This window comes from Flammeovirga yaeyamensis (assembly GCF_018736045.1).
Classification (GTDB): Bacteria; Bacteroidota; Bacteroidia; order Cytophagales; family Flammeovirgaceae; genus Flammeovirga; species Flammeovirga yaeyamensis.
On the sequence record NZ_CP076133.1, the window covers coordinates 1,523,165 to 1,549,200 of the forward strand.

21 protein-coding genes and 1 riboswitch are annotated in these 26,036 nt (G+C 30.9%); of the genes, 7 read left to right on the plus strand and 14 right to left on the minus strand.

Annotation, left to right across the window (positions count from 1 at the left end):
* Positions 1–61: 61 nt before the first annotated feature.
* Positions 62–5,149 carry a caspase family protein gene (locus KMW28_RS25865; RefSeq protein ID WP_169663801.1) on the minus strand — a complete coding sequence of 1,696 codons (5,088 nt, stop codon included), beginning with the start codon at positions 5,147–5,149 and terminating at the stop codon, positions 62–64.
* Positions 5,150–5,407: 258 nt separating this feature from the next.
* Between KMW28_RS25865 and KMW28_RS25870 the strand changes: the two genes are divergently transcribed.
* The 3 genes from KMW28_RS25870 to KMW28_RS25880 all read left to right on the plus strand — a co-directional run bounded on the left by KMW28_RS25870 (position 5,408) and on the right by KMW28_RS25880 (position 7,373).
* Entirely contained in the window at positions 5,408–6,742 is a 1,335-nt protein-coding gene (locus KMW28_RS25870) for a lipopolysaccharide biosynthesis protein (RefSeq protein ID WP_169663802.1), read from the plus strand.
* 37 nt (positions 6,743–6,779) lie between these two features.
* Positions 6,780–6,872: riboswitch (SAM-I-IV-variant riboswitch) on the plus strand.
* 58 nt (positions 6,873–6,930) lie between these two features.
* Positions 6,931–7,185, plus strand: a complete 255-nt coding sequence (locus tag KMW28_RS25875) for a hypothetical protein (RefSeq protein WP_169663803.1) — start codon at positions 6,931–6,933, stop codon at positions 7,183–7,185.
* Positions 7,186–7,205: 20 nt separating this feature from the next.
* The gene (locus KMW28_RS25880) at positions 7,206–7,373 is read left to right on the plus strand and encodes a hypothetical protein (protein ID WP_158297882.1); all 168 of its coding nucleotides are present in this window, start codon (positions 7,206–7,208) and stop codon (positions 7,371–7,373) included.
* A 15-nt stretch (positions 7,374–7,388) separates the two neighbouring features.
* Here KMW28_RS25880 and KMW28_RS25885 read toward each other — a convergent pair whose 3' ends face one another.
* From KMW28_RS25885 to KMW28_RS25905, 5 genes are all read right to left on the minus strand, one after another.
* On the minus strand, positions 7,389–7,823 hold the full coding sequence (locus KMW28_RS25885; protein ID WP_169663804.1) for a hypothetical protein: 435 nt from the start codon (positions 7,821–7,823) through the stop codon (positions 7,389–7,391).
* A gap of 46 nt (positions 7,824–7,869) precedes the next feature.
* The gene (locus KMW28_RS25890) at positions 7,870–8,301 is read right to left on the minus strand and encodes a hypothetical protein (RefSeq protein WP_169663805.1); all 432 of its coding nucleotides are present in this window, start codon (positions 8,299–8,301) and stop codon (positions 7,870–7,872) included.
* 62 nt (positions 8,302–8,363) lie between these two features.
* Complete coding sequence (locus KMW28_RS25895) at positions 8,364–8,795, minus strand: hypothetical protein (RefSeq protein ID WP_169663806.1); 432 nt, start codon at positions 8,793–8,795, stop codon at positions 8,364–8,366.
* A gap of 303 nt (positions 8,796–9,098) precedes the next feature.
* Positions 9,099–9,527: a hypothetical protein gene (locus KMW28_RS25900; protein WP_169663807.1), complete on the minus strand. Its 429-nt coding sequence runs from the start codon at positions 9,525–9,527 to the stop codon at positions 9,099–9,101.
* Positions 9,528–9,712: 185 nt separating this feature from the next.
* Positions 9,713–11,098: a cation:dicarboxylate symporter family transporter gene (locus KMW28_RS25905; RefSeq protein WP_169663808.1), complete on the minus strand. Its 1,386-nt coding sequence runs from the start codon at positions 11,096–11,098 to the stop codon at positions 9,713–9,715.
* 243 nt (positions 11,099–11,341) lie between these two features.
* On the opposite strand from KMW28_RS25905, the gene KMW28_RS25910 reads away from it, so the two are divergent.
* Positions 11,342–12,046 (plus strand): cytidylate kinase-like family protein, encoded by a 705-nt coding sequence (locus tag KMW28_RS25910; protein ID WP_066215018.1) that lies wholly within the window; start codon positions 11,342–11,344, stop codon positions 12,044–12,046.
* Positions 12,047–12,084: 38 nt separating this feature from the next.
* On the opposite strand, the gene KMW28_RS25915 is transcribed toward KMW28_RS25910, so the two are convergent.
* Positions 12,085–12,477 carry a hypothetical protein gene (locus KMW28_RS25915; protein ID WP_169663809.1) on the minus strand — a complete coding sequence of 131 codons (393 nt, stop codon included), beginning with the start codon at positions 12,475–12,477 and terminating at the stop codon, positions 12,085–12,087.
* A gap of 540 nt (positions 12,478–13,017) precedes the next feature.
* Here KMW28_RS25915 and KMW28_RS25920 point away from each other — a divergent pair.
* Both KMW28_RS25920 and KMW28_RS25925 read left to right on the plus strand, forming a co-directional pair.
* Entirely contained in the window at positions 13,018–14,439 is a 1,422-nt protein-coding gene (locus KMW28_RS25920; RefSeq protein WP_169663810.1) for an MBL fold metallo-hydrolase RNA specificity domain-containing protein, read from the plus strand.
* Positions 14,439–15,353, plus strand: coding sequence for a Rossmann-like and DUF2520 domain-containing protein (locus tag KMW28_RS25925; RefSeq protein ID WP_169663811.1), 915 nt, complete (start codon positions 14,439–14,441; stop codon positions 15,351–15,353). Before KMW28_RS25920 ends, KMW28_RS25925 begins: the two co-directional genes overlap by 1 nt.
* Here the strand turns inward: KMW28_RS25925 and KMW28_RS25930 are convergent, their stop codons facing one another.
* Positions 15,354–15,878 carry a DinB family protein gene (locus tag KMW28_RS25930; RefSeq protein WP_169663812.1) on the minus strand — a complete coding sequence of 175 codons (525 nt, stop codon included), beginning with the start codon at positions 15,876–15,878 and terminating at the stop codon, positions 15,354–15,356.
* A 77-nt stretch (positions 15,879–15,955) separates the two neighbouring features.
* Here KMW28_RS25930 and KMW28_RS25935 point away from each other — a divergent pair, with 77 nt between their 5' ends.
* Positions 15,956–16,780, plus strand: a complete 825-nt coding sequence (locus KMW28_RS25935) for a sulfurtransferase (RefSeq protein WP_169663813.1) — start codon at positions 15,956–15,958, stop codon at positions 16,778–16,780.
* 332 nt (positions 16,781–17,112) lie between these two features.
* Here KMW28_RS25935 and KMW28_RS25940 read toward each other — a convergent pair whose 3' ends face one another.
* From KMW28_RS25940 to KMW28_RS25965, 6 genes are all read right to left on the minus strand, one after another.
* The gene (locus tag KMW28_RS25940; protein ID WP_169663814.1) at positions 17,113–19,104 is read right to left on the minus strand and encodes an OmpA family protein; all 1,992 of its coding nucleotides are present in this window, start codon (positions 19,102–19,104) and stop codon (positions 17,113–17,115) included.
* A 191-nt stretch (positions 19,105–19,295) separates the two neighbouring features.
* The gene (locus tag KMW28_RS25945) at positions 19,296–20,216 is read right to left on the minus strand and encodes a PorP/SprF family type IX secretion system membrane protein (RefSeq protein WP_169663815.1); all 921 of its coding nucleotides are present in this window, start codon (positions 20,214–20,216) and stop codon (positions 19,296–19,298) included.
* 5 nt (positions 20,217–20,221) lie between these two features.
* Positions 20,222–23,410: an Ig-like domain-containing protein gene (locus tag KMW28_RS25950; protein WP_169663816.1), complete on the minus strand. Its 3,189-nt coding sequence runs from the start codon at positions 23,408–23,410 to the stop codon at positions 20,222–20,224.
* 5 nt (positions 23,411–23,415) lie between these two features.
* Positions 23,416–24,609, minus strand: coding sequence for a glycosyltransferase family 2 protein (locus KMW28_RS25955; protein ID WP_066215037.1), 1,194 nt, complete (start codon positions 24,607–24,609; stop codon positions 23,416–23,418).
* 35 nt (positions 24,610–24,644) lie between these two features.
* Entirely contained in the window at positions 24,645–25,577 is a 933-nt protein-coding gene (locus KMW28_RS25960; RefSeq protein ID WP_066215040.1) for a glycosyltransferase family 2 protein, read from the minus strand.
* Between the two features lies 1 nt (position 25,578).
* Positions 25,579–25,998: an acyltransferase gene (locus tag KMW28_RS25965; RefSeq protein WP_244994564.1), complete on the minus strand. Its 420-nt coding sequence runs from the start codon at positions 25,996–25,998 to the stop codon at positions 25,579–25,581.
* Positions 25,999–26,036 lie beyond the last annotated feature (38 nt).

Here is a 26,036-nt window from a genome sequence, read left to right on the forward strand (position 1 = left end):
AATCTACAAGCATACTGTCCTGGTCATATATACTTACATCCAACTTATAAGGATTTATCGCCTATTGATCCAATAAATTCCAAAGCTTAAAATTTTCTTCTTTATTTATTCGTCTAGCATTGGGTTGCTGTTGTCCATTTGATGCCTCTTTCACTTCACGCTCTAGATAATCTAAAAGTTCCTGTACACTAACTTTATCATCACTGTTACTATCTGCTAGATCCTCGGAAATCGCTTTTCTTAAGAAATAAGTAAAAAGTCCATTGTCATATCCTTCACCTTCATATGCAAACTCATTACCACCTGCACTTGAGATAATTGTAGCACCAGTATCCCTTCTTAAATCGGTGAAAATATCTTGCATAAATTCAAAAGATGATGCTGTCGGAATAGGTAATTCAGGAACCAATCCCCTAGTAAAGCTGGAAACAACTTTTACATTGTTATTAGTATTGAATGTATTTGTAGGAGTTTCATCTAGCTCACCAGAATGACAGGCATCTATAATTACTAATTTTTTTCTAGCAGGAATACCATCTAGTAGATTGATAAAGTCATCGTACTTCAGACCCAATTCTTTAGGTTGTCTAAAATTAATATCATGAGTAGTGAGGTAGTAATCATAATTGTAATCTAACATTCCATGTCCTGCATAATATAGGAGTATTTCATCATCTACATTAGTTTTAAGCAGCTGTTCCTTTAAAGCTAGGATATTCTTTTTGGTGACCTGTTCATTTGTAAGAAGAATTGCTTCTATATGATTTCCCTTTTTCTTTAGATCATTCACAATATCTTTGGCGTCTTTGTCAGCGTACTGTAAATTCATGGTACTGTCTTTATAATGTGAAATACCAATTCCAATTACATAAAACTTTGAAGAAGTATTTTGCTCGCATGTTATAAAGAATTCTTCTTTAAGAGAGGATGAATTTAAATCTGTCCTCACCCCTACTTCAATTTTATTAATTCCGTCATTTAAAGCTACTGTAATATCTTCTTCAATTTTAGAAGTATTTGATGATAATCGGTAACCATTTTTCCCAAATACAGGAACATTATTAATCCAAACATCAATGCTACTAATCTTAGATTGATCAGATGTTTGGGCCGCTAAAGAAAAAGTAAATTCTTTCTGATTTATCGTGACAGGAATATTTTCTTTATTAATAATAACTTTAGGAAGTCCGTCAATTTTTGGAAAATCATTATCTAAACTTAATTTATTTAACCTCTTCTTATAAGCTAAATAAGCCTGATTAATATACTCTTTATCAGTCCCTTCTATATCTTTTAAAACTATATCAGGTCGATTAAACCATGCGTCAAATTGATCAAAAGGATAGACATTTAATCCTTTTTTAAATACAATATTATCAACCGCATTTTTGCTAGTCATGTAATAACCATTATTATTTATTATACTAATCCCGTCTTCACCAGAAGATTGAATTTGATATTCAATAGATTGACCATCAGTAGAATAGACTTTAATTTTTTCATCCGAACTTAAAATGATTAATTCATTCTCAACTAAATCAATTTGTTCTATATTACTGTTGATAGTGAAAAGTGTATTTAAAGTCTTAGTAGTTAAGTTATAGCTTATTACATCATTTTCTTCACTAATTATGTAGAGTGTATTTGAAGCAACATGATATTTAAAGAGCTTATTTTTGACTTGATCAAACTCTTTCAATAGATATTTTTTAGATCTATAATCAAATATATTAATCCCATCTTCAGTTTGATATACCTGATATCCAGAAGCAGAAATGAGTTGAAAATTCTTTAAGTATTTTTGTAAATTTCTAGTATTTATGTCTTTGTGATCATCAAGATGATATTCAACTGTATGTAATAAATTCTTTTTCTTATCGATTAACTGATAATCATATGTTTTAGTAGTAAGTATTTTTTTGTTGTCATCATTCAATATTTCAACATAATATAAATTCTTGGTAGTGGATTGATTATCGAGTACTAAATTCTTTTCTGTTTCTATTAAGATTTCATTGCTATTGTTCTCGATATCATATGATGCGAAATAAGTCATATTATCTATTTTATAAGAATAGATAATATGATTTTCACTTAGAGTAAAAACACTTAAATTATTTGAGGTGACTGGAAGTTGGAATAACTTTGTCGAAATTCCGGTCTTCAAATTTTCCACATAAACAAATGGCTTATCTTTTGATGAAGATGACTCTAAATAGATAATATGAGTTTCATCCTCTGATAGATCTGCATAAAACGGGTAGTTAGAAGCATTTTCAATTAATTTATTTTCAAACTTTTTGTTATCTATAATAAAAAGACCTTCTTTATGATTATAGATGAAATGATTTTTGTATTTCTTGAAATTATAAATGTCATTTTGAAAACGATCTATTGCAGCTAATTCATTCTTCGATTTATTATCAAACAATTTGATGTTACCCCAAATATCTCCACCTATTACCAAATCATATTTTTCATTATAGGCTATTGCACTTAAATCACTCATAAAATCTTTTTTTGCGTTAAAAAAAGATTTTGAATCATCTTCTAAACTAACCTGTTTTATACCATCCATATGTCCATAGACTATAGAATTTCCTACGATATCTGCTAAGTAGTTGTATTTAATATTTTTAATCAGTTTTTGTTCTATATAATCATATATCAAAGTACATGTACGCCCTTCTACTTTTGCGACGAACATTAATAAATTTTGATCTTCATCTATATGGACAATATTCATTGTGGTATATGAAACCTCAGATTTACGATCGTATTTAAATACTTTAATTGGTTTATTCGTAAGATAATCTTTATAGACAACCACTTCTTTATTGGTATATACAGCCATAAACTGACCGGATTTTGAAAACTGAATGTCATATATACGATTTCCATCTAGTGGGATACCGTAACGGGTGATTACCTTCCCAGAGTTTTCATGAATGACAAAAGGATTTGTCCACCCATGTGTATTTATACCAAGGATAAAAGGAGTAGCAGGAACTTTTCTTAAACGATGAACACTAAAATTACCTACATGATCATATTTTATTTCTCTTATTATTTTACCTGAAGCAATGTCGTAGGATTTTAAATTATCGCCTTGTGTGATAATCACTTCCCTAGAGTTATCATCTAAAATAGCATCATTAATGTTATCATCTGTGACTTCAATTTGTGTAATCACCTTTCTGGTTTTTACATCAAGAATGTAAACAATATTCTGAGAAAGTACTAAGATTAAGTTTTGGTCCTTACTAAATGAAATTTTACGAATTGGGGAGGTAACCGAAGCTTGTAAATAAACTTCTGGTTTATCACTTTCTAATTTTTTAACAAGGTCAAGGTTACTATCAAAAGTAAAACCAATACTATCGACAGTCATTGGTACATTCAAGCTATCAATTAATTGGGCATATTGTATATTTTTTTCTTGTTTATAAGACTTTACCAAGCTTTTATTTTTTAAATCCCATAAGAAGCAAGAATTATCAAAGAAAGAATTGGTTAATAAAAAGTCGTGTCCACTAAAATGCTGTGTACTTAAATCTGTGATATATCCATTATGTACTTTTGTAACTTGTTCTGGAGAGATTTTTCCAATACTTAAAGGGCAACGAATTAAACGACCTCTTGATCCTAGAATTAACTCTTTTGATTTTTCTAGAAATGTAATAGATGAAACAGCTTCTCCAAAAACATCTTTATGAGATGATATTATTTTTAATTTATCATCCAGTTGATGTACATCCCCACTCGATGTCCCAATAAAAACTCCCTCATTTGTAGAGCTAATCGCAGTAATAAAATCTTCAATATCATAGTTTTGTTGATTGATAATTTTTCCGTTTAGATCATAAACTACAATTTTCTTAGAGTCTGGAAATAGAGTAAGAATGTGGGTTTTATCAATTTGAAATGTGGCGAATAAAGGTCTTTTGTTTCCAGAAATTTCCCATTTATATTCTTTATTAAAATTAGAATAGTTCCAAACATTAACTTCTCCGTTTTTATGGAAAGTAAGGAAGTTATCCTTATTTGAGATATTGACAGGAAGTATATAATTATTCCAGGTAAATTCTTGTTTATTGGTCCTCTCCCCATCAACACCTATTAAATAAAGGGTGTTGAGTAAACTCATTTTATCTTGATTAGTTATGTTGAATGTGGAATATAAACTTTCAATATTTTCTTGATATAAAATACTTCCCCATAGGTCAAAAACAGTAACCTTACCTCCATCTGTTCTTACAAATTGTCCATTAAAGTTTTTATAATTGACATTGGAATAGGGTAAATCATAAAACCCTGAGATTAAATACTGTTTCCATGAATTTGATAAAGCTACTAATCCACTTGTAGTTTGAAGCAAGTATGACGAACCGAATATATTAAAGTAAGGACGATCACTCGTGTTATAAGAATTTAATTCACCCAATCCAATTTTCAGGTGTGGAATGTTATCTATATAAATATGGCTTAATTCCTTCCCCTCAAAATTGATATGTTTTATGGATGTTTTTATATCTGTTCTAAACAGTTCAGGTGATAATAATAAATGTATTCCCTGATCATTTATGATACTCCCCTTAATGAATTCTTTAGACTTATAGATTTCCGTTACTTTTTCATTTATCAATTCTAATACACTATTTGGTTTAATGAAAAAGATTCTCCCGGACGAATTTATTTTTACTTTTGCATTGGTTAATTCATGATTAGGAAGTGAGATATTCTTTATGTTTTTAGTCTTGAGGTCAACTAATTGTAAACTACTGAGTGTAATATTTGTTAGTGTATTTTCTTTGGGTATTTGAGCATTTAGATAAAAATTATCTAGAGCTATAGAATCTTGTAATGAATAATCTTCCTTATCCCAAAAACGCACAAAATCATTTACGGTAATTAGGTGTTTATCGGTCTCATATATTTTCGCAACATAATTCTTATGTGGAAGAAAGACTACTTCTTTACCATTAATCATTGAGACACCACGTACATCAGAATGTATATTATCACTTATCCAAATGATATTATTACTTTTAGATATAAGCACATCATTTACAATTGCTGAATTATTTTGGGCTTTTGCACCAAAGCTGAAAGTGATTAAGAATAATAGATAAAGTTTGAGGTAGCTCATTATAGATGTAGTTGATATAAGATAAATGTGTTGAGTAAATTTAATTGTTATAGTTCATCTTTAAAATAATAAATGAAATTATAATTATGAAAGCAATTACCATCTAGAAAATCTCCCCTATCCAAGAACATTATTCTAAGTATTTCTATAAAGAAAAAAACATAATATGATTAATGGTTGCAAGTTGCAACTAATAATTATATATATTATTCATAATCAATTAAATTGAAATACTTATTAACCCATTAACTTTGCTTCATGAAAAGGTTCATTGCCCTTTTTAAGGAAAAACCTTTTATATCCTCATTATCATTAACCTTTAGTGAATTATTATATAATTACTCACTACTCCTATTTGTCACACAAGTCTATTCGGCTGAAGATGTAGGACGTTGGTTCATATTTTTTGCTGTCTTTAATTTGTCGATCAATATTAGAGAAGGGGTACTTTATGTTGCATTAGTGAAATTTTCATCTGGAAAAGAAGATGAAACAGCACATTCTACTTATAAAACGGTTTTATACGCTCTATTACTTATAGAATCTTTAATTGGAGCGGTAATTTTTGCGATTGGGTATTATGATTTCTTCCCTGAAGTCTCCGCATTATTGTTATTTTATCCTTTGTATTCCATTAGTAATAATTGTTTAAAATGGATTGAAAATATTCATAAAAGTCGTGGTGAATTATATAAAGCAGTAATGATTAATTTCACTACTCTTTTAATGCTTTTCACTGCTTTCTTCTATTTCAGTAATTACCCTGTAGAATTAAGTAATTTAATTATCTATTTGAGTGGCCTTTATTTTGTTAGTTTTCTTATTGGTTTAAGTTCAATTCCAACCTTCAAAATAGTTATAAGTAAATTTAATAAGAAAACGTTCAAACACATTATGCATTATGCCAAACAGGGCACGTTAAAAGCGATATTTGGTACACTTGCTTCTAGGATGACTTTATTTATATCAGCTGGTATTCTGTCTTTGGAAGTAACAGCACTTTTGGGTGTTGCTCAACGATATTTGGTCTTAATTTTATCACTTAGTAATGCGATTCAGCTCATATTTTACCCCAAAATTGTATTACTATTTGAGCAAGGGAACTTGAGGCATTTTAAACTTGAATTTATAAAAACGATCAAAAGAGTATATACTTTGATTGTTCCTATCTCTATTGCTTTTCTAATAGTCATTAAACCACTTTTAAGTATTCTTCATGGAGAAGGTTATGGAGAGTCTTTCCATTTATTAGTTATTTTGATAATGTCAGCGCAGTTTTCACCATTAGGAGCTTTCTTCGGAAGTTATACTAATGCGATTGGTAAACCTCAATATTCAACCAATGTTGTGGTAATTAATAGCTGTATTTTAATTTTTAGTTCTTACTTCTTTGTCAAATTCTTTGGCGAATTAGGAACAGTACTTCCATTATTAGTTACAGAAATAATAGGATTCTTTATTATCTACAATTATTACCAGAAATACGAAAGGATCAATATTATATTATTGATGTTAAGGACACCAAAGCTATATATGATCTATTTTAGAAGAGCAAAACAACTCTATCACCTTAAATTCAAAAAAACTTCTTAGAAAAATTTGAATTATACATTTTTTGTCTTTTACTTTGTATCATCATCAAGAATCCTTAGATGGATGCCAACCGAGTAAATACCACGGTGGCAAAATAGATGAGGTCGGAACGACAAAAACATTCCCCCCTATTCTTATTAAATTCTTGATGTCATTGTAAAATTTTGTTTCACTCTAAATTTACATTTATGACATTATTCAATGAAAATGAACTTGTTGACGCCACCCTTTTAGGGCAGCTATCTGATGATGAACTGATACAACAGTTTAATCTTGAAGTCGGTAACTTTCAGTGGAATAGTTCTCGAGGTATTTTTTTAAATGCCTTGCACACAGAATTCCATAATAGAGACTTTAAAGGTTTATCCACTGTATTTAAAAGTGGTAAACTATCTCTTAAAAAGCCTATCCATTTATTAAATGGAGAATTGAATTTTATTTAGTATTTCAAAATTATATCAACATGAATTTACAAGAAGACATTTATATCTATTTCGTGGATCATTTTTCATCATTAAATGATCAATCATTATTGGAATTAATTAGGACTACATCAACTAAAGAGGTATCTCATCATAACAAAAAGATGTTAGATGCCTTAAATGATGTAAGGAATGCTAGATCAATCTGATTAACAGGTGTCACCCTATATGAATTGGGTGACACTTTTATTTTTTATATATCGGATAACCTCCTCCCTATTTGTCATTACTTTTTGTTTGGTATCTGATCCAATAATAAGGTTAATACCATATAATAATAACTTAGTGACAGGGTTATTAATAATCACTATATAAGAAGCTACAAGATATGAATAGTTGTCCAAAATTACTTTAACTTTATTAGCAAAACTCATACGGAGATCTGTTAGCATCATTTTTACTTTAGAAACATCATATATAAAAGTTGTAGGTTTTTGAATGTTTTCTAAAATGATATGAACTACTTTAAAAAAATGTTCTACATCTTTTTTATTCAATGTTTCTTTCCTGAATGTAATTATTACATGATCATCAAATGGATATTCTATTTTAAATGTTTCGTCACTTAATTTGTTGCAAAGGTAATCTAGAGGGTACATTCAATTTTTTGTTTGGGTAGTAAATAGATAATGAATTTAATTTTAATCAAGAAACATTTGATATTGATTTGATTACTTCACTATCTAATTCTGCAAAGCTTCTTGCCATATCAATATCATCGTAAACGTATTGTCTTATTTCTCTTTTAAATATCTTATTCATTGTATTTAATATCACTTTCATAAGCTTATTAGGTGCTACAATAAAATAAGCTCTCAATAAGTTCTGATATCTTTTATCATGTTCATTAAGTAAACGTCCATACTCTGCTCTGGCAGAGGAACTAATCCATTTGATATTACTTGAATCATCAATAACTACAAAAGGTGTATCAAACTTATCAAAAACTTTTTCTTTTAGTGCTTTAAATTCAATAATATCTTGATGAGTTGGGTTTTCAGATAAACATGTCATTGTCACAATTGGAAAGTCAGTAACATCTATTACTGCGGCATTACATGTGTAAATTTTATTCATAATAGTTAGGTTTCTTGTAAAATATTAGTAGTTGGGTTGTGATGTGTAATGGTAAGGTTATTTTAAGATACTTTCTGATAATCGATCATAAATTTTAATTCTGATTTTGCTTTTTTGTATGCTTCATCATAGCTAGAACAAATCACTTGTCTAAATCTTGGCTTAGCTACAAGGTTAATACCTTTCAACATGATATTCACTACAATATTCGGAACGACAACATATGCTGTTTTGAATAGGTGAAGGTATTTATCATCACTTTCTTTAAGATTCTTGCCGTACTCTATTCTTGCTTCAGAATCCATCCACTTTATTTTGGACACATCACTGATTACAATAAAGGGCTCATTGAAATCTTTGAAGACTTTATTTTTTAAATTTTTGTATTCAATTACATCTTCAAGATTGGGTTGTTCTTTATGACAAACAATTTTTACCAGAGGAAATTCTGAGATATCAAATGTTGCCACTGAACATTTATAAATTAATTGCATAAGTAATAAATTAGTACAATAAAAAAACATTACTTAATCATCTTTAGTTCAAAAAAGTGAATTTTTCTACAAAAAATTACAATGTTAGAAATTGCCTATAATATGAAATTGATAAGGCATTATTATCAGTAATCGTGAAAAAGACTAACACACCTCTCCCAAAAAATATCTTATGGTATTAATTTTTTTATCTAATAAAATTTGAACAAAAAAAAAGATCAGTCTTTGACTGATCTTAATTTTGTTTAGTATTTAACTTTACATGTTTATACTTATATATTAAATCATGAATTAATTCCTAATTTATGCAGATTTCAAGTTCTCGATAAGATCCTTTTCATGTAATGCTTTAGAATATGCCTGTTCAAAAGATTTACAAATTACTTGTTCGTATTTTGGTTTTGCTATGAGATTCACTCCTTTTAAAATAGCATTGGCAATAATATTAGGTACCACTGCATATGTTTTAATCATCAAATGACTGTATTTATCAGCAGTTTCTTTCATGTTTTTACCATAAGCTATCCTAGCATCTGCATCCATCCACTTCACTTTAGAAATATCACCAATTACAACAAATGGGGTTGTAAAAGTTTCGAAAATTTCTTCCTTTTTCGATTTGTATTCAATAATATCCTGTGCTGTAGGTTGTTCCTTTGTACACGTTATGATAACAATAGGAAATTGTGTTAAATCAAAAATCGCTATTGATGTTGTGTGAATTTTTTCCATGTATTTGTGAATGTTTACATTAATCTAAACACTCAATAATTTTTTTAAGTTCATAAAAGAAAAATACATTACAACTAAATTTTGCATATAAATGTTTTCAAAACCTATAAAAAGTCCTCATATGCATCAAAAAAAGCAATTTTCTAATCTTTAAATTAAAAAAATCACACTTTACTTACGTAAGCTTATTGATTCTCTTTATTAAAAATTTTCATGTCCATTCCTCCATCAATTTTACTAATAAAAGTTGCTGCAGATGAAACACCAAAAATATTTGTAGCTGTTCTACCCATATCAATCAAGGAATCAACAGAGAGTACAAAGGTCAATACGATACCCATCACTTCTGCAGAAATACCCATAATCGTCATGGCGGTAATTGCTGCAAATGAGGCTGTACCTGGTAAACCAGCAATACCGAATGAAGAAATAACCACTGATATAAACATAGTTATCAATACTGATGGTGAATATAAGTCCATTTGTCCACCCATTGCATTGGTGACACCCACCGACAATACAATCATGAAAACGGGCCACATTGCACCACAAGCGTTCATACCCATTGTAGTACCTAATGAAGCAGCAATATTAGCCGTTTCTGTATCTACACCATTTCTATTTTCTAAAGTATCAATGGTAACGGGTAATGTTGCTCCACTTGATTGCGTACTGAAACCAGTTATCAAAGCAGGAATTAAATTATTGAAATGTTTAAATGGATTGACACCATTCAGGAATTGTACTAATAAATGCATTCCAATAATTACAGCCATTGTTAAGTAAGAGACCGAAACGAACTTAGCTAGGTCACTAAACAGTGAAGGACCTTTTTCTGCTACAGCCATGGTCATTAAAGCTAAAACACCATATGGAGTAAGTTTAATGATCGTCATAGTCATAGAATTGACGATCAATTTTGCAGAATCAATCGCACTAATCACCCTACTCATTTCTTGTGCTTTCTTTACCTTCATCCTTTTAATTGATGAACCAATAAGTAAAGCTATAATAAGTGTCCCTATAATGTTGTTTTTGGAAAATGCATCGAATATTGAAGTCGGTATATTTTGAGTAAATCCATAAATAACATTTCCTAAAGAAGCGTCACTGAGGGATTCTATTCTATTCGCATAACCTTGTGAAATATTCTCTGAAGATATTTTCGATACATCTATAATAGTATCAAAATTGAACATACTAGCCATAAACAAACCAATACCGGCAGCACATGTTACGGATATGACAAAGTATAAGATAATCCTCCCAAATTTTTGACCAACATTACTATTGTTATCTAGGTGAATAAGCGTATGTGTGATGCTAATAAAAACAATAGGGACGATCATGAATTTGAGAGATCGTATGTAAATATTGGAAATACTCTTAATGTAATGTCTTAACTCAGCATAGGACTCTTTTGGTAAAAAAGAATAAAGAGCCCACCCCATTAATATCCCAAGAAATATGGCAGTCAAATTTCTATAATGAAACTTAATTTTTCTTTTTGATAATTGATTTAAAATCCAAAGAAGAAGTATAAATATTGATAATGCTAAAATCTCTGCCATGCTCTCTCTCCTGTTATGCTAATTGATAACAGATTTAAATGATTTAAAAATAAAATAGATCAGTAAACTGATTTGAAAATTAGCATCTAATTAAAGATAATTTTTTCCTATTTCATATAGATTCCAAATATTTCGATATCGCACTCAATAAATATCACCTTAAAACAGTAATAATGATCACTTTAATTATAGGTAATAAGTGTTAATTTGACAATAATAAAAATCAACTAAAACCCTATGACTATGGAAGCCTACATTTATAATTATCTAATCGAAAGAGAAATCAGGAAAGTCAAAGCACCTGTAGCAAACGGTTTGATCCTAACAATAAGTAGACAGTTTGGGACACAAACCAGAAAAGCTGCCGAAATTTTAATAGACCAATTAAATAAAGAAGAAATTGGCTTCCAGATTCATAAAAGACCTTGGAAATTAATTGATTACACGGTTTTACATAACCTATCGAAAGAACTTAAGGTAGGTATTAATGATATCAACGAATTTACACCTATTGAATATAAAGGAATTATCGATCAAATAATGTATGGGCTGGATTTTAATAGAAACACCCTCGACGAGAATCTGACAAAAGCACTTAGAACGGTTATCTTATCTTACTTTGAAAGAGGTAATGTAATTTTTCTAGGACGAGGAGCAGTTCACTTTGCTTCTGGAGTTCCTAATGTGATGAAAGTAAATGTTAGAGCTTCGGAAGAGTATAGAATCCAGAAATATGCCCATGCGAATCAGCTAGACTTTAGGTATGCTAAGGAAAGGGTTAGAGAAAAAGACAGAAAGCGAAGAAGATTCAATGCATACATTTCTGAGCAAGTTCCTATTAAATTTGACTTGGTGATTGACAGAGAGGAATTATCCGATGAGGGACTCTCGGATTGTCTTTTATCTTTTGTGAAAATGAAGGAGAAAGAATTTTTAAGAAAAGTCTAGATTAATGGGAGCACCTCTATCTTTTTGATATGAGGTGCTTATTTTTTATTTATCATTGATAAAGCCGCTTGAGTACAATCTAATTGCCAATCAGCACGACTTAATTGGGTATGATGAAATAGTAAACCATCATTTCCAATAATGTTTGTTACTTTGCCAGTATTACAGCCATTCATAATTAACTGACGGAAATTGACCTTATATACATTTTTGTCGCCGTCGGTGATAATAACGTATTCACATTTATACATTACTTTTTTTCCATCTTTATATTTTTCAATATAACACTTGGCCATGTCTGTAAACTCTACTCTAATTTCGTCAACACCAGATATTTTATGTACCCCTAAAGGGAATTTATCTTCTTGCATTGGTTTAACAGAACATGACATGATGAGAAGGGAAATGGCAATGAAAATAATTTTTCTCATTTAGATATCATTTATGTTCATTTCAATTTACTATAAATTAATAAATAATATTTTGCCCATCTAAAAAAAGTACAACATATTGCTTTCATTTGAACAAAATATATGATCTAAGTACAAAGATTTAATATAATTTGACATATCAAATTTTGTCTTATACTATTGAAACCTAAGAATATAAGTAAATGTTATAAATTAGTTATGTATTCGATTTAACCCAATCAAATTTATTGATAATAAATCTTTCATTTTTTTGAAAAAAAATAAATCTAGATGTAAAAAAATTAATCATTTTATATTCTAAAACATCTATCTTACAATTGGTGTCTAAAAAAGTTTATAGATACCACAGTGAATTTATTTAATTAATAAAACATATAACTAACTAATTATTAGAGATCTCAAATCCTATGAAATTTCAGGAACTGAATACATAAAATTTTTAGTTTAATTTATGCAGTAAATTTTTCGTAAAAAGAGGTGTTTTATTTTCAATATGATTTAACTTTAAGGTTATATTTTCATCAATTGTATTGTATTTTTATGAAACTCACGTTTTGGGGTGCGGCAGAAAAGGTAACCGGTAGTATGGCGTTGTTGACTTTAGAAGATGGTTACCAGGTATTGATTGATTGTGGTGTAGATATGAGTAATCTTACCGAGGAAGACCCTATATATCCCAATTCAGCCTTTCCATTTGATGTTTCTTTAGTTAATGTAGTATTACTTACCCATGCACATTTAGATCATTCAGGTAAGCTGCCTAATTTGTATAAAGAGGGATATGAAGGTCAGATTTTATGTACATCTCCTACTGCTTCTCTTACTAATATTTTATTAGAAGATTCTGCTCGTATTAATCAAAGAAAACTTAAGACATACAATAAGAAAAAATCTAAAGGACAATCGTTAGAACAATTTAATTTTGTTCCTGAAAACCTTTATACTGAAAGTGATGTATCGAATACGATGCAAGAGGTTGTCCCTATTCAATTTGGAAGAAGGTTTAATGTAAAACCTGGCTTATGGGTGACATTTATTCCAGCTGGTCACCTACTTGGTGCTGCACATATATACATTGAAGCAGAGGATAATGGAGAAATGAAAACTCTTTTATTTTCTGGTGATATCGGAAGAAAAGAATATCCACTTTTAAAGGATCCTGCTCCAGTTCCTCAAGCAGACTATATTATTTGCGAAACAACATATGGAGATAGAGAACATCAACAAATTAAAGATTCCGCACAAGAAATCTTAGATGTGATCATTAAAACATGCGTTGATATTCCAGGAAGACTAATTATTCCAGCATTTAGTATTGGTAGAACACAAGCCGTTCTTTTTGAACTTCATAAATTATTTGTAGAAGGGAAATTACCTCCTATTAAAATATTTTCTGATAGCCCGTTGGGAATACAAAGTAACAGAATATATGATCAGTTTTCGAATCATTTAAATAAAGAAGCTAGACAGTTTATTGATGAAAATGATAGCTTATTTAATTTCGAAAATATGGAATATGTACTAAAGGCAAACGATTCCAAAGCCATTTCAAATTATAATGAACCGTGCATTATAATTTCTTCTTCGGGTATGATGGAAGGTGGACGTATTCAACATCATATTCAAGCCAATATGGAAAATCCATATGCCACTATTTTAATGGTAGGTTTTTCTGCAGAAGGAACCATGGGGGCTCGTTTAAGAGACAATGAAGGTACTTTACGTCTAGGAAATGAAGAACATAAAGTGCATTGTAAAATTGAACAAACAGACTCTTTTAGTGGACATGGAGATAAAAATGATTTGATTGAATTTGTCAAGCAACAAGACAAAAGTAAAACAAAGCAAATCTTTTTAAATCACGGAGAAGAAGAAAGTATGTTTGCATTCAAGAAAACAATAGAGGATTTGGGATATCCTAACGTAGTTGTTCCAACAAAAGGTCATGAATTTATAATCTAATGAAGAACATATCACTAATTGGTTCCGGTAAAGTAGCGACCCACCTAGGGTTAGCATTAGAAGATAAAGGTGCGATAATACATGAGGTTTATAGTCGTAATTTAAAACACGCTAAAAAGCTTTCAAAAAACTTCTACGATGCTATACCTACCGATTCATTAGATTTTACAAAGTCGGAAGCAGAAATTTTCATTATTGCTGTTAGCGATGGTGCTATTGAAGAAATATGTAAACAAATAGAACTTCCCAAGCATCGATGTATCTTGGCACATACTTCAGGGGCTACACCTATGGAAATTTTAGCACAGGCTCATGTTCTCACAGGTGTTTTTTATCCATTACAAACTTTTTCTTTTGATAAAGAAGTAGATTTTAAGAAGGTACCTTTATGTATTGACGGTACATCTCAAAGTGTATTGGATAATTTAGCTGCATTGGCTATGAGAATTACACCAAAGGTTTTTCATATTAATAGTGAAGAAAGAAAAAAGCTTCATTTATCAGCTGTTTTTGCCTGTAATTTTACGAATCATTTACTGGAAGTATCTTCACAATTAGTAAAAAATGCAGGTCTTGAACTAAATGATTTAAAACACCTGATCTATGAGACGGTAGATAAAGCATTTGCAGTTGATAGTCCCAAAGATGGACAAACAGGCCCTGCCATTAGAGGAGATAAAAAAACAATTCTTAAACATGAAAAAGAACTCCAAAAAGATTTTCCAGAGTTCTTAGGTATGTATCAATTAATGACGGACGCTATAATGGAAAAACAAGGGAATTACATTACAGCAGATCAGATTTTAAGTATGGATACACAAAGTCAAGAATTAGATAACGAAGCTTCAGATAATCAAGAAACTGATGAACTAGATACTAAACCTGACAACGATGACTTTTATCTTAGTGAATAATTATTTTTCCAATAGTGGTAAATAACGTTCCCTAATCACGTTTGCATGATGAAGTTGATGCCCTGCAATAGTATAACCTAAAGCGAGTACGTTAATTTTTACATTACTAGCGGTACCTTCTTGTTGAAGCATCTCGTCTGTAAAGCTTTTAAACATTGAAATAGTTCCCATTCTCACAGCTTGAAACTCAGCAACCAAATCATCAAAATCTCTTTGATATCCTTGAGCTGTAACTGCATAATCATTTTCCTCGAAACCATCTAATGCCGTTTTATCTTCACGTGCAAAACGTAATGCCCTATAAGCTAATATTCGTTCAGTATCGATAAGATGTTGAATAATGTCTGGAATAGTCCACTTTCCTGTTTCATAAACCTTAGTTCCTAAGGCACGCATTTTCTCCACACTATCTTCATTAATATTGACAAGTGTTTCTGAAAGTATATCTACTATGTCTTTATCTTCACAAAGATCAATGTATCTATCATAATATTCAGGCATAAATGGTAGATCTTTCTTTTTCATATCGCTAAGTTTTGGTGAAAAAATGAAAGCTTGTATATTAAATACTAAACAATATAACTTTTATTTTTTAATAACTTATGAAAAACATCCTAAGCGTTAAAGAAGCTTATCAATTATCTAAAAATGATAATGTGATTATTTTAGATGCTAGTCAAGACGGTAATAAAGTGGGAATGACTCCCAATAACCCAGGTAAATATATAGATGGAGCCAGAGTATTTGATATTAAAAACGATTTCAGTGATACGACATCTTCCCTTCCGAATATGTTTTGTAATGAGGAACAGTTTAATCATAATGCTCAAAAACTAGGTATTAAGAAAAACCATAAAATTCTGATTTATGACAACTTGGGAATTTTCACAGCTCCAAGAGCCTGGTGGATGTTTAAAACAATGGGTCATAAAGATGTAGCAGTTATTAACGGCGGTATTGATGAATGGATAAAAGAAGGTTTACCCACTTCTTCCACCCCATTTACTGATTTTGAAAAGGGAGATTTTAAAGGTATAAAACAATATCAGAATATTATATCGTCTAGTAAGATTGAAGAATCGTTAGGTCAAAATCAATATCAAGTGATTGATGCAAGAGGTAAAGGTCGATTTGATGGAACCGTAAAAGAGCCAAGAGAAGGAATGAGAAGTGGTCATATTCCTGGTGCATACAATCTTCCCTTTAAAGATCTACTTGAAAATGGAAATTATAAATCGCTTGAAACAAGAAAAGAAATCATCAATAATTTAGAATTACCAGAAAATATCCCCCTTGTTTTTAGCTGTGGTTCGGGCATTACAGCCTGTGTAGATTTATTAGGTGCAGCAGATATCCTAAACAACGAGATGAAAGTCTATGATGGATCGTGGACAGAATGGGGAGCAAGTGATTATCCTCTTGAATAAAAAAACAGAGGCACTATAGAATAGAGCCTCTGTTTATCGGAATTATTTTATACACTTACTGATTTATTTGTTGTGTAACAAATTAGAATCTATGGAACGTACAGTAATTTTATCCTGTTTTACTGTAACTCGATGACGCTAATTTAGAATGATTACAAATAAAACCCAAGTATTTAGTGATCTTTTTTAGAATTATTCTAAATAATTCCTATAAACGTAATCTTTTAACTGATATCGTTCTTTTTAATAGTCATTTTCAGAAAGTTTTAGATATAAAAAAGCCTACAATCTAAGTGCAATACTGATTGTAGGTTTTAAATCTAATGGTATTCTTATTTCAATATCCGAATTTCGGTTCTTCTGTTCATTTGATGTTGGTATTCTGTACATTCAATACAATCAACTGCTGTATCGTCTTCCCCAAAATACCCCAGCACTAAACGATTTTTTTCTATGCCTCTACTGACAAGGTAATTCATGGCAGATTCTACCCGTCGCAGAGATAGTTGCATATTATAGCCTTCTGTTCCTCTAATGTCACAGTGTGCGTGTAACTCGGCTCTTAATTGATCATTCTGATCTAAATAGTCAAAAACATCATTTAATGTTTTTTTAGCTTCTGATGTTAAGCGAGGTGAATCAAAAGGGTAATAGATATTCTCTATATCAACTATATTTTTCTTAGAATTAGGTCTAAGATATATATCTTGATAAATTATTCCGTAACGGTCAGGGGTGGGATTAGTAATCTTCACATTAGCCGTACCGTATTCCTCTGCATTTCCAATAAGATAATTTTTATCAGGTAATGAGGTAAGTATCATACTGTAATGTCCACCTTCTGTTTTCCCTATCGATCGTATTCTTGTATTATCATTATCAAAAAGAAAGACCTCTGCAGAAGGTATTCTTTGTTTGGTGTGAGCATCTAAGACATCACCTACTAATTGTAAATTTTTTCCTTTAGCCAGTTCAATAATGATAATGTTATTGGATGATTTCACTTTACCCACAGAAACTTCTTTGTATCTATAAGTTTGAGACATTGCAGCAATACTTAACATTTCATCTTTTTCTCTACTATTAAACTTTACATAACCTGTTTTGTCGGTCTCGAACTGATGAATGGCCATATACTGTTTGTCATAGCATTCGACCACCGCACCTTCAATAGGTTCTCTAGTGATACTATCAATAACAAAAACAATAAAGTCAGATGGTCTTGCTTTGAAATGGTAAATATCATCGGATCCTCTCCCACCAAAACGGTTTGACGTAAAGAAACCTTCTTCTATACCATTTGATTGTGACTTAGGAATAAAAGTAATACCAAAATCGTCTGTTGATGAATTAATTGGTGCACCAACGTTTTCTATGGAAACTATAGAGTCATTTCGTAAAGTGGCTTTAAAAATATCTAAACCTCCTAATCCAATATGTCTATCTGATGAAAAATATAAAGTATTATCATCATAAGCACTTGGGAACATATCATTACCGGAAGTGTTAATCTTGCTTCCAAGGTTTTCAGGTTCAGACCAATCGCCATTATCTTCTAGATGAGATCTATATAAATCTACACCTCCATATCCTCCAGGCATATCAGAGGCAAAGATCATAGTTTGTCCATAATTCATTAATGTAGGGTGTCCTATCGAATATTTTGGACTATTTATATTGATGGCTTTTGGTTTAGTAAAATCGTGATTTACGGGATCATAAATAGTTTTATCAATCTGTAAATGATGTACAGCTAATTCATCATCATCAACTAATCTTTGATTTGTAATATTAACTGTCATGTACATATAGTTCGTCAAGGTATCTAGTATAGACTGTCCAACATGATAATCATGTAAAATTTGAGCATGAAGTATTTCACTTTCTTCATAAACCCCTAAATCATTTTTTTCCACATAATGCAAATCCAAGAAATGATCTCCATCCCTATGGTGTATTTTACTCTTAACATGATCGTTTCTTGATGAGGAATAGATTAAACCATCAAAGAAAACCAAAGGGTTTAAATCTTTGTATTCAGAATTGAAAAACATATTATCTAAAGAGTAAACATGAGTATTGGCTTGTAACTTAGTTAAATATTCAGTTTGACAGGATAAATACAAATCTCTCACGTCTTTATCTTCTGCATGATTAAACAAGTATTTTTCAAATGCATTCCCTGCCTTACCGTATAATCCTAAGCATTTAGCCATAAGACCATAGTTGAGATATACATAATCACTTCCCTCCCATTTTCTATTTAAAATACTTTGATAAATATTTAAAGCCTTTCTGTATTTATCATTTTCTTGATAACACATACCTAACTTAAATTTTGAAACTATATCCAAATCTTGAACCTTTTCAAAATTTTCAATGGCTAAATGATATTCTTTACTTTTATAATGCTTTTCAGCCCGCTGTAAAAGAGTTTTTCTTTTTTGGGCATATGTAAATGAGCAACTAAAAATCAAGAATAGTAACAATATTTTTTTATAGATTTTATTCATCACTAAAAATATCTTGGACTAGTTACAATATTTGCTTTTTGTTTTGTTGGTATATTTATTCCTAACAAAATTTCGTGAGTTCCAGAAGTATGATTACTGATTTCAGTAAAAGGATAATCATATGCATACCCAATTCTGAATCTCTCTTTCAAAACTACCTGTGACATCAATGCTATACCATCTTCTGATCTATAAGAAGCTCCAAGCCAGAGCATTTTCTGAAAGATAAAAGTGGCAGTAATATCTGCTTGTAAATTCGCATTGGTTACCTTTTTTAATAATACTGATGGAACAAAATCAACATGTTCAGATAGAAAAAAGTGTACTCCAGCTTTTAAAAACATATGTCTTCTATACAAACTTTCATTCATTGAAGTTTTCGTCATTTCTGTTTCTAATATGGTAGGAATAGAGAAACTGACATAATATCTTGAACTATATAAATACAGCCCGAAACCAGTATTAAAGGTGGATAATGTTTCATTACCCTGATTGAATACAGGATCATTAGTATTCTGTATTAATAAATTACCCCAATCGTGTTTAAAATTTAATACAGATAAATACAATCCAAACGATAATGTAAGATCTTTATCATTTAATGGCATAAGATAAGAGAATGCTCCCTGTACGGTATTATTAGTTGATATACCAATTTTATCATTGACAAAGTTCAAACCAACACCGACTTTTCCTTTTGCTACAGCAGAATGAGCAGCAAAGTTTAATGTAGTTGGAGCTCCTTCATAATTTGTCCATTGCTTTCTAAAAAGCATCATACAATCTATACCATCCTTAGTGCCAGCAAAAGCCGGATTAATAGCTAATGTATTGTAAGCATACTGGGAAAACATGGGCATTTGTTGTCCGAAACAAAAAGAAGTGATGCCCCATAAAAATGCAAGAAATATATATTTTTTCATTGGTATTATCTTTTTATGACAACAAAGCCGTTATAACTATATTCTTTAGGTACTCTTACTTTTAATATGTAATAGTAAGTGCCGTCTGGTAGGGGTTGACCATCGTTATTATTTCCCTCCCATTGGTTTTGATAGGGACTTGTGTTATAAACAGGCTGTCCCCATCTATTGTAAATAATAAGGTCAGTATCTTGGTAATTAGTCACTCCTTCTATAACAAATGTTTCGTTAATATTATCTCCATTTGGTGAAAAACCAGAATAAAAACTGAGGTTAGGTTCTTCGGAATCAACGCAATTTTCACATTGATTTATATTAATGACCAATAAGCCGTTACGACAGTCTCCTTCGTTATTACAAACAGTATAATAGACATGGTCAATTGTATCATTTTCTATTAACTCTTGAGGTACTGTATAACATACATTACTATTATCTATTGCAGTTAATGAATTTTCTACCTTACCGTTTACTAATGGATCAGCATTGATAGGATTCCAAGTCAAACTGTTTTCATCAAGTCGATCTTGTATAGGCATACAATAAGTTGCACCTTGATTAACTGTTACGGTATCTATCCAAAAGTCTGTATTTACTGAAGTAATCACTCCTGATTCATCTGCAACATGAATTATGACTAATGCCACATCTGATAATTGAGGATTATCCTTATCATAAATTCTATAGGTAAGAACATCTACCCCAGTAAATCCATCATTAGGTGTATAAGTTATTATTGGAGTATTATTAAAATAATTTAGTGATGCAGAACCAGAAATTGGAGGCACTACAATACTTGTTCTTATACTATCTATTTCTCCATCAGAATCACTGTCATTTGGTAGCACAACAATATTTACAGTAGAGTTGAATGGTACATCTACTGTATCATTTAGTGCCAACGGAGGTGTATTAGTAGATGTGATTAAATTCGGTCCTGCTGGGTCTTGTACATTAACCGTAATTGTAGATGTATCACATAAAGCAGGAATAGTATTATCGCAAATTTGATAGATTATTTGATAAGAACCGATGAAATCAGGATCTGTAATATTTTCAACTTTTCCATCAACAATACGAACTATTGCAGTATCTGATAAAGGTTGTTGTATTATTGTTAAGGTTGCTGGTGATATTGGATCTGAACCTTCAGTATCATTTATTAAAGGGTTAATGATTACCCCTTCATTAGGGAAAGTATTTATTACATCTGGATTTGCTGTTGGTGGCGTTTCTAATGTTTGAACAATAAACGATCCTTCATCACATAATGCAGGCGAACCAGAATCACAAATTCTAAACTCAATTGTATCACTACCAAGGTAATCACCGTTAGGACTTAACGATATTATACCATTATTATTCACTAGGTTTAACCCTACATCTGGTGTATTTAAAACTTCTATTAATCGAATATTTAAATTACCATCGGGATCAGTTCCTAATGTAGTTACTGGAATACCATTTAATAAAATATCGGGTGACAATGGAATTAATAAATTATCTTGTGCAACTGGCGGGTTATTATTTTCCGATTGTGTTCTTACCACAATAATACCATTATCACATGTTTGAGGAGAACCGTTATCACATGCTGTGTAATATACTGTATCCAATTCCATATAACCCAAGATACCCATTACCTTAATGGTCGGTACATTAAAAGTATTGATAAACATATTTGGGTTTGATAATGAATCCACTCTAATTGTTACATCAGCTATATCTCCGTCGTCTTCTACTAAATTTGTGACCAGGAAATTTGATACAACATTGGGCTGTACGTTTATTATAGTATCTCTTGCAACGATTTGTTGATTTATTTCTGCTCTTGTGATCACAACACTGCCATTATCACATGCTCCTTCAGTATCACAAATTTGAAATGCTACTGTAGCTGATCCCGTCCATGTATCAGATGGGTTTATTTGTAGTGATGCACCATCTGATGTAACCGGTAAAGTAAGATCCGAATTACTAATGATGGTTATACTATTTGGATCCAAATTATTATCTGGATCTACACCTAAAGTAGTAATAGGAACACCATTGTCAATTATATTTTGAGTTAATGGTATAGCATAATTATCTACTGCTATGGGAGGTACATTAGTATTTGAGTATTGAATAACAATATTTGCAGTATCACATGCTGAAGGAAAACCCTGATCACATGCAATGTATTTAACAGTGTCTGATACCCAAACAAGACTTGGTGTTGTAATATTTATATTAGGAAAACCTTCAGCAACAGTAAAGTTGTTATTAGTTTTTTCTAAAATAGTGTAAGTCACTCCGCTTGGGTCTTCATCTGTTATTAGATCTTGTAGGTTAAAAGGTAAAGTTACATTTGATAATGCACCAATAATAGTATCTCTAGCAACGATAGGTGTATTAATTATACCATCCCAAGTAGTTATGTTAGGAATTGGGTTAGATCTCACATAAAATACAGCATCATTATAGTCGTAATCAGGTTCTTCCATATTATCCTCCACACAAAGAATATAATCATTTTCAGGAGTTTCCTTATAATCAAATATGACAAAATGTTGCAGGAAATTAATATGTAAACCTCCTGGTGAAACAACATTAGCATTTAGATTTTCATTAGAATGTAGAGTATAACGACCTGATGTGATTGCATCAATCTTATTACCCGCAAAAGGATCCCAACCTTGGGAGACAATGAAGAATCCTATTACTGTACCTTTTGTGAAATATCCTAAATGTAGTCTAAAACCATTATTGATAGTGTTTTCAGTATCCAATTTTGGGAAAATAATGGTTTTGGTATTTTCTATATCAGCAGGTACTGTTGGTGGGTTTAAGTAATTATAAGTATAAAATCCAAGTGTATTAAACCATTCAGCATCTTCATATGATAGAGTAAGATATACATCTCCATCGTCCAATACGATAAAGTTGTTATTATTTTCTTGTAAAAATGTTGTACTTCCACTTGCGATGGTATCCATAACTAAAGTCTGTAACGCTATAGTTTCTGCAATTGGTGTTGTGGCTGTACCCACAACATAAGTGCCTTCGGGTCGACCCTGATCATTCCAAGATTCTAATGCATTTGGATTATCACCCAGTACTTTATATGTGTAAGCTGCCATTATACCAAATCCCATGACCACACAACTTAAGGTTACCAAAAGAAGAATCACTATTTTTTGTTTCTTTTTCATAATAATTATTTTCTAATGGCTTTCTCCCAAACAGAAGATTGGTTCCCTAATAAAAATCTCCAGAAACCTAAAATGGCACAATAGTTCATCATAGCATAGTAGTAAGGAAGCATCATCAATTTTGATGGTGTCCAATATTTCTTTACTAAATGCACTGTAACTGCAATAGAGTACATCAAAGTCTGACCTGCAAAAAGGATAGCATACAAGAAATGATCTGTAAGTGAAAGGTACAATGAAATGATATATATAACAGGTAATGCAAATGGCACAAAAAGCCACCTTAATACTCTATGGGAAACATATTGAAATGTTACCCACCCATATTTGAAGATGTTTAATAAAGGTAATAATGTAAATATGATTTGAAAACCTCCTGCTGAGATTCTAATTTTTCTTTTCATTTCTTCTCGAACACTTGCAGAAGAGTCTTCTGATGCATAAGCTTTTGGTTCGTAGGCTACTCTAAAACCTTTCATTAAAATCTTCATTGAAATAAAGAAATCATCAAGAATCATTTTATGTGGAATCTGAGGATATAATTCTGTACGAAAAGCAATTAATTCGCCCGCTCCACCCATTACAGAAGTTAATTCTGAATCTAATTTTTTTAGAAATGATTCATATTTCCAATAAGCTCCTTCTCCTGATGATGCGAGATCTCCTTCCTCTTGTTTCACTCTCTTTTCTCCACAAACACAACCCACTTTAGGATCAAGGAATTGCCTAACAATTTCCTTTATAGATTGATCATTTAAAATTGTATTAGCATCAGTGCATATTGTTATGGGAGTATTAATTTCATTAATTACTCTATTGATAGCAGCTGATTTACCTGCTCTTATATTATTATGAAACAGGGTAATATTATGTCCCTTTCTCTTATATAATTCTACCACTTCTGGAGTATTATCCGTACTCCCATCAGCAACAATAACAATGTCCATTAGCTCCTTTGGATAATCTAATTGAAGGGAATTCTCAATTTTCATCGGAAGGATACTCGCTTCATTATAACATGGAATTACTAATGATACTCTAGACGTTAATAAGGTTTTTTCATCAAATTCCCTTTTACCTTTTATCAATCTTTTGATTTGGACGATAATGTAAAGAACAATTGGGTAGCCAATAATAGAATAAATGATGATAAAGAGACTTATCCAAAATACATATTTTAATACAATTAGGTCAATCATTTTAGTAGTTCTGGGTTGAAATAAGAATAATAAATTTATCTAAACATTAACCCCTTATTAGGTTGTAATTTTTTTGGATTAATGATATAATGTAGTGCGTCGTAATAACCGGTTAAAAGTGGTTTTATTAAAGTGTATTTATTAGGTTCGATGATTAAATTAAACAAACGCTTAGGAAGAGAAAAAAGAAAACAAAAAACAAAGAATATGAAAAATGAAACAACATTTGATGATTTCCTCATGAAAATAATCCTGTTTCTAGCAATAAAATATTCTTTTAATGGACTGTCCTTTCCTACACTCATTGATTCTTTATGAAGAATTTCAGCTTCCCCAACAAACAATGATTTTAATTTATGTTTGTGAAACGAGGAGGTCCAGTCGAGCTCTTCATAATATAAAAAGAACTCTAAAGGCATTTTTCCAACTTTTTCTAAATGTTCTCGGGTGGTCATCATGGCAGCACCATGTATGTACCCTGTTTCATAAATATCATCATATTGATGATGGTCTTCCTCTAAATTACCAATAGTTGCATTTCTTCCAGTGTAAGGATTTACTAAGGTATATCCAGCATACTGTATAATATTTTTTTGATCATAATATTTAATTTTTGGGCTGACAATGCCTATTTTTTGATCTTTTAAAGCAATCACTAATGGGTCAATACTACTATTAGATAGTTCTGTATCGTTATTTACAAGATACAAAAATTCTCCCTTAGCATGATCAATTCCGAGGTTATTCCCCGCTGAAAATCCAATATTATCTTTATTGTGTATAACGATAACATCATTCATAACTTCAATGTAAGGAGACTTATCACATTTTTCACTTCCTAATTCGACAACAATGACTTCCAAGTCATCTCTATTTAATGAAGCAATAGAACGTAGCATATCTAAAGTGATCTCAAGATTGAAAAAATTGATAGTTATGATTGATATGATGCCTTTTTGTATTTCCATATTAAATCTTTTCCCATTCTTCTGTTTCAAAATTATATCTCTTCACAAGTTTGGCTGGATTCCCAATAGCTATATGATAATCAGGTACTGATTTAGTGACTACAGAGCCTCCTCCTATGACGCAATGTTTGCCAATAGTAATACCTCCTACTAAGGTGCAATTTGCACCAATCCAACTATTTGCTTTTATAGTGATAGGATGAGTGGTGACTCCTTGTTCAACAATAGGTTTTGTAACATCAGTATATGTATGATTTAAACCTGACATCACTATATTTTGGGCTAAAATCACATTATCTTCTATTGTTACTGGACCAATTACTGTATCTCCTATTCCAATTACACAGTTATTTCCAATTTTAACCGATCCAACAGCATTGTTGATGATTGCAAAAGATTCAATAATAGTTTTTTTTCCCACTTGAAATTCATTAAAAGGGAAAACATCCCTTCTACTAG